This window comes from Pirellulales bacterium (genome assembly GCA_035499655.1).
Classification (GTDB): domain Bacteria; phylum Planctomycetota; class Planctomycetia; order Pirellulales; family JADZDJ01; genus DATJYL01.
On sequence record DATJYL010000109.1, the window covers coordinates 1 to 5,474 of the forward strand.

Annotated in this window: 5 protein-coding genes; 1 reads left to right on the top strand and 4 read right to left on the bottom strand. The window is 58.8% G+C overall.

Going from position 1 to position 5,474, the window contains the following annotated elements; all coding sequences use genetic code 11:
• The 4 genes from VMJ32_07710 to VMJ32_07725 all read right to left on the bottom strand — a co-directional run.
• On the bottom strand, window positions 1-1,473 hold a 1,473-nt coding region (locus tag VMJ32_07710), incomplete at its 3' end, for a hypothetical protein (GenBank protein ID HTQ38897.1).
• A gap of 105 nt (window positions 1,474-1,578) precedes the next feature.
• Complete coding sequence (gene pyrE / locus VMJ32_07715; GenBank protein ID HTQ38898.1) at window positions 1,579-2,139, bottom strand: orotate phosphoribosyltransferase; 561 nt, start codon at window positions 2,137-2,139, stop codon at window positions 1,579-1,581.
• A 123-nt stretch (window positions 2,140-2,262) separates the two neighbouring features.
• Complete coding sequence (locus VMJ32_07720; GenBank protein HTQ38899.1) at window positions 2,263-3,567, bottom strand: LysM peptidoglycan-binding domain-containing protein; 1,305 nt, start codon at window positions 3,565-3,567, stop codon at window positions 2,263-2,265.
• Window positions 3,568-3,786: 219 nt separating this feature from the next.
• Complete coding sequence (locus tag VMJ32_07725; protein ID HTQ38900.1) at window positions 3,787-4,350, bottom strand: thioredoxin family protein; 564 nt, start codon at window positions 4,348-4,350, stop codon at window positions 3,787-3,789.
• Between the two features lie 112 nt (window positions 4,351-4,462).
• Between VMJ32_07725 and cysC the strand changes: the two genes are divergently transcribed.
• Entirely contained in the window at window positions 4,463-5,119 is a 657-nt protein-coding gene (cysC, locus tag VMJ32_07730; protein ID HTQ38901.1) for an adenylyl-sulfate kinase, read from the top strand.
• The last annotated feature ends 355 nt before the right edge of the window (window positions 5,120-5,474 follow it).

Sequence of the window (5,474 nt, forward strand, 5' to 3'; positions counted from 1 at the left end):
GGCGTGGCAGGCGTAAAACAAATACATGTTGCCGCGTAGAATGTCGGGGATTTCGTTTTCATATTCCTTGGCCCGTTGCAACACCGTGGCGTCTTTGTCCATCGCGTCGACCACGGTTTTCAACACTTCGGCCGCTTCCAAGTCGTGTTCCTGGTCGTGCAGCATTTCGCTCAATAAATATTGAGTTTCGATAGTCAAGGTCGTGTCTTGCGGCGACGACTTAATCACATGCCGATATTCACGCTCCGCCGCGTCGAACAGGCCCAACTGGCACACCTGTCTCCCCATTTCCTTGTGATCTTCCAGCTTATTGCCGACCAATTGAAACGCCCGCTCCGAAAGCTCGTCCGCTTCCTTCGTATTCCCCTGGGCTCGACGCGAATGGGCCAGCGTATACAACAATGCCGGGTCGCTGTTAAACGCCCCTTCCGACTCATGCGCCAACTCGTCGATCAGTTTCCAGGCCCGATGTTGCACCAATAAATCGGCAAAATCGGGCACCGCTTGTGGATCGTTGGCCACCAGCGGCGTCTGTTTTTGCAGCACGTCCAGGGCCCGATCGCGCCGATTGAACTTTTCCTCCAGCACCTTAACCAACCTGCGTTCCAACTGAAGCACATTCTGCCGTTCGATCTCGTTGGCAAACGGCGCCAGCCCCGCGAGTTCCTCGTCCACCAACTTATCGACCTCGGCTGCTGCGCCCGCCGGATCGCTCCGAAAATGAATGTACGCCCGCAGCCATTGCGCGCCTGGCCCGGAATTCCGCGCTAAATTCGCTTCGATATTTTTCTGCCGCTCCGCCCACGCAGACGGGGCCCCCTCCGGCTGGCCGATGATCAACATGGCGGTGTATTTTGACACCACCGGCGATTTTTCGAACCGCAGCAAATGACACAGCGGGGCCAAGCCCACGTCCTGCCGCAAAAAAGCCAATTCCTTTAGCGCCGTGATCCGTCCCGCCTCATCCTGCAATTCGTACTTGTCCAAAATCCGCCGCACTTGCGGCGATTCGCTGCTATGAATCCATTGCACTCGGATCGCCTGCACCAGGTATTTCGCCCGCGACGATATCTCGATGTCAGGGTTGTTCTCCGCCATCGTCAATGCGTCATACGCTTCCGGACCGATCCGATACAATTCGTTCTGTGCCTCTTGTCGCACTAAATAATGCGCATCTCCCAAGTGCTCGATCAGCTCCGCGATGCGGGCCGACAATTGCTCGGGCGTTAAATTAGACGTGATTCCGACGGCCCCGGCGTTGGCGGTTGTCGTGTCTGTTATTGTTGCACCGGCTGTTGCCGCCGCGGCATGGGTTCCACTGCCTCCGCCGGAGTTAGAACCATTGTCGCTGGCCGCCCACAGCCTCCCGGCAAATAGAATTACTGCTGTTACTGCCAGAAGAATCGCTCCCAGCACCATCAGCCACCGTTCCCGGTAGCGCGGCGCGGAAAGCTGATGTATTCGACCCCGCATCATAAATTCACCTTCCCGCCGCCCATGGCCTCCGCACCACTCCCTTCCTTCCAACATACTTCACCCGTTCTCCCCGCTGCAAGCGGAACGGCCCCGGGTGGGCACTCAAGGCGAGGGCGGCTCTATGCCAAAGTCACGAATGGTCAGCAAGCTGGCGAACTGAATGCCGCGCTCGGCAAACGCTTTCGCACCCCCTTCCAGCCGATCGATAATCGCCAGCACGCAAGTCACCTTCAGCCCGAACTGTTCCACCCGCTCGATGGCTGCCAGCGAGGAGCCGCCGGTCGTCACCACGTCTTCGACAATCGCCACGCTGTCGCCGGGCTGAACAGGGCCTTCCACATATTTGTTGGTGCCGTGGCCCTTGGGTTCCTTTCGCACCAGAATGCCGGCCAACGAAATGTTCCGCAGGCCCGCCACCGTGATGACGGCTGCCGTAATGGGGTCGGCCCCAATCGCCATGCCCCCCACCGCCGTGGGCAACGGTCCGTGCGCGACCAGCAAATCAAGCATTCCTTCCGCCACCAGCAGCGCGCCGCGCGAGCTCAGCGTCACCTGCTTGCCGTCCAGGTAGTACGTAGCCTTTTTGCCGGAGGCCAGCGTGAAATCGCCAAACCGCAATGCGCGGCTGCGAACCAGTTCCATCAAAGCCGTTCGGTCGTACATGGACTACGAAGAAGATGTAGTTCGTGCGAAAAGATGGATCGGAAATGACGCAGCATCATTCACGTCGCACTATATCCGATCGGCCGGCTCGTGCCGAGTGGCCCGTCCACGGCTAGCTCTCATCTACCGATGAATCGTCACTTGCGAGCGGTCGGAAAGAATGTCGAACACGTCGCTCATGTCTTGCCGGCTGATGCGTACCGCATTTACGCCCGGCGGCAGGGCATCGTCGGGCACACGCAGGTGCAAATCGCCTCCCAAGCTGATGAACGGCGCTCCGCTTGGGCTGGCGCCCATTTGGCCGGCGGCGAATTTCACCACCGGATAATCGCCATCGGGCTTGGCCAACGGTCCATTCACTTGAACCCTATACCGGCCGGCGTACAGGCCGTCGACAAACAGCGTCAGCCAACCTTGTTGCACATTCAGTTGTGCGCGGAACGGCCCCGGAACCACTTTCAGCTTCTGCCCCGGCATCACGCTGTCCGCGTTTTGCAGGCCGTTAATTTTCGCCAGCAATTGCCACGGCACTTGATACTGCTGTGCAATCGATTCCAGCGAATCGCCCACGCGCACTTCATACGGCGGCGTCAACCAGGCATCGCGAGAATATATCACTGTGCCCGCCAACTGACCCAACAACTCCACTAAATGTGGCTGATCTTCCGGCGGCACAATGGGTTGATCGTACCACCGCGAAAGTTCCCGCAGCGCTTCAACCAACTGACCCCGGTTTAAATACGTGAGGACCGTGCGTTTGGAGGCGTCGTAATCGTGCCGGGCTTGTGCGTCAGTGGCCGGATTGGCTTGCGTTTGGTTGGGTGCAGTAAAGTTCGACGTTGCGGCCGGCATGCCTCCGGCTGGCATCCCACTAGCTGGCGGTTGCGCGGCCGTTGGCGGTGATCCTTCACTGGGCGAAAGAACCGCGCTGGGCTGGGCCGTCCCAGCCGCCGGCAAACTTTCCGCTGCGGAAGGCGCCCCGGCCTGCTGTGGTATGTCGACCAATGGAGGCGGCGCCGATGACGAATGCGCTGCGGCAGCCGTTTGCCCGCCGCTGGAACCAATACCGAAGGGCAGATTGCTTACGGCGCTGGCCATCGGATTGTTCCCTATGCCCGGTGCGGGCGAGTTGCCGTTTGCGGCCGGCGCGGCATTGATGGCACTTACGCCGCTTGAAATTTGGCCTTGCCACGGGTTAGCCGTGGTCGACATGCCCGACGCCATTCCTCCGCCAGTAGAATTGCCGACCGAGCCGGCAGAATTGGCGTCGGGTTCGCGCGGAGCGCCCGCATCCATGCCCGTCGGCTTGTTCCAAGGCGAATCGACGGGCGAAGCTTCCGGCGGGGGCACGTGATTCAATGCCACGTACACGCCATAGCCCACGCCTCCCAACACGATGCACAACAGCATTGGCTTGAGCGATTCCACGATCGTCCTCCTTGACGACGCGGCGGTCATCCGTTCCGCAAATCACGCGATGCGACGCATCGCAAAATTACAAGATGCGGGGGCGGCGATGATAGCGACGCTCGTGATACAACACCATGCCATTTCATCCATCGCTGCTAGCATGATGCATAAATTACTCTCCTCTCACGCATCCACCGCCACCCTAATTCGCCACCAACCGTGCGCTTTTTCGTCCGTTCAATCGCCGTGTACTTGCCGCAAGCGTGCAGATAACCGCAACATTAATTGCATGCGCTCGAATTCGTTAAGCCATTCTTGCGTGACAGCGTCGAGCAATGCCTGGTGCGGCGGTGCAATTCCACTAGGACACGCGGGGCCCAATTGATCCACGGCCATTTGCTGGTACTTGGCCAAGGTGCGGTCGCCGTACAGGCCCAGGAATTGGCTGTCCTCGCTCAGGAACACCATCACCGGCACCCGGCTCCCGCCGCAAATGCGCAAGGCGGCTTGCAAATCTGCATGGACATCACGATCGAAGTAGTGAATCGCAAGCGTCGGCGCTGCCTCAGCAAATCGCTGGAAAATGGGGCATTGATTCACACAATCGCCGCACCATGCGCCGGCCAGGCACAGCACTTTCATGGGCCGCACAAAACCGGAAAGAATTTCCCGTTGCGCTGCCGCAAGCTGCACGCGCTCGTAAACCGCCGCCCACCGCCGCCGATGCTCCTCGGTCCCGTGGCGTGCCAGAAAATCGTGATAACTTAGCCCCTGCCGAAATTTGGAGGCAAAATCAAACATGACAGCACCCTCCCGCGGAAACCCAAACCCCTTTTCTCGGTATCCCCAGTCCGATATGATCCATCTCTCTCGAACTCGCCCAATTATATCGTCCCCAGGAGTTAGCGCAGCCATGTCCGACGAAAAAGTTCATGTCCATTGGCACGAGCACAGTGTTGGCCGCGAGGAACGCGAAGCGCTGAATAAGCACAAAGGCTGCGTGGTCTGGTTCACCGGCTTAAGCGCCTGCGGCAAGAGCACGATCAGTAATTTGGTCGATCACAAATTGCACTCGCTGGGCCATCGCAGTTTTGTTCTCGACGGCGACAACGTACGCCACGGCCTGAACGCTTCGCCCGCTTTGCTGAAGGAGCGGCATGGCGAAGAGTTCAGCAAGCGGTTTGGGCTGGGCTTTTCGGCGCAGGACCGGGAAGAAAACATCCGCCGCATTGGCGCCGTGGCAGAGTTGTTTTGCTCGGCGGGCATGATCGCCCTCACCGCCTTTATCAGCCCCTATCGCCGCGACCGCGATGCCGTTCGGGCCCGTTTGAAGCCGGGCGACTTCATCGAAGTGTTTGTCGATGCCCCCATCGAAGTCTGCGAAAAACGCGACCCCAAGGGTCTGTACAAAAAAGCCCGGGCCGGCGAATTGAAGGGCTTTACCGGTATTGACGATCCTTACGAAGCCCCGTTAAAGGCTGAACTGCACTTGGATGCCAGCAAAAAAGATGCCGAGACATTGGCGGACGAAGTCATCGCCCATCTTCGCCATGCCGGAAAAATTCGCTGATGCGGGCTAGCGACATTCGTCACGCCCGGCCCTGTGCATTTCCGCACGATTTTACGCGACTGCTCTTCAAACGGTTGAACCCGTGCAGTCGAATTGTTTTATACCGGCTTAATATGCTAGCGAACCGTTAGGGTCGAAAGCCGATCCTCATGGTTCCAGTTCCCGACGGCTCAAACGGGGTTGACACTTGCGCCGCGGCAGGCCTACAGTGATTGTTAGCCGCTGAAGACAGCCGCTGATTGCATGCCTTGATTTGCAACGACATGTCGGAATTTGGTTCATCGGATGGAACCAAGCAAGTCGGTAGTTCGTATCTCGTCTGGGATGCGTTTCGCCGCTGTTGGCCACAGGGACG